The 524-nt window shown below is 64.3% G+C and carries 1 protein-coding gene; it reads left to right on the forward strand.

Annotated features, from left to right (window positions below; genetic code table 11):
* Positions 1-524 (forward strand): EF-Tu/IF-2/RF-3 family GTPase (locus PO768_RS29055; RefSeq protein ID WP_272648830.1); only part of this gene is annotated, 524 nt, incomplete at both ends.

Below are 524 nucleotides of genomic sequence, written 5' to 3' on the forward strand. Positions count from 1 at the left end.
GACACCCCCATCATCAAGGGTTCGGCCAAGCTGGCGCTGGAAGGCGACACGGGCGACCTGGGCGAGCAAGCCATCATGCGCCTGGCCGATGCGCTGGACACCTACATCCCCCAGCCGGACCGCGCCGTTGACGGCACCTTCCTGCTGCCGGTGGAAGACGTGTTCTCGATCTCGGGCCGTGGCACCGTGGTGACCGGTCGCGTCGAGCGCGGCATCATCAAGGTCGGCGAGGAAATCGAAATCGTCGGTATCCGCGACGTGCAGAAGACCACCGTGACCGGCGTGGAAATGTTCCGCAAGCTGCTGGACCAGGGTCAAGCCGGCGACAACGTCGGTATCCTGCTGCGCGGCACCAAGCGTGAAGACGTCGAGCGCGGCCAAGTGCTGGCCAAGCCCGGCTCGATCAAGCCGCACACCCACTTCACGGCCGAGATCTATGTCTTGTCCAAGGAAGAGGGCGGCCGTCACACCCCGTTCTTCAACAACTACCGTCCCCAGTTCTACTTCCGCACGACGGACGTGAC

The sequence above is a fragment of the Paucibacter sp. XJ19-41 genome, assembly GCF_028462495.1.
Lineage (GTDB): Bacteria > Pseudomonadota > Gammaproteobacteria > Burkholderiales > Burkholderiaceae_C > Roseateles_E.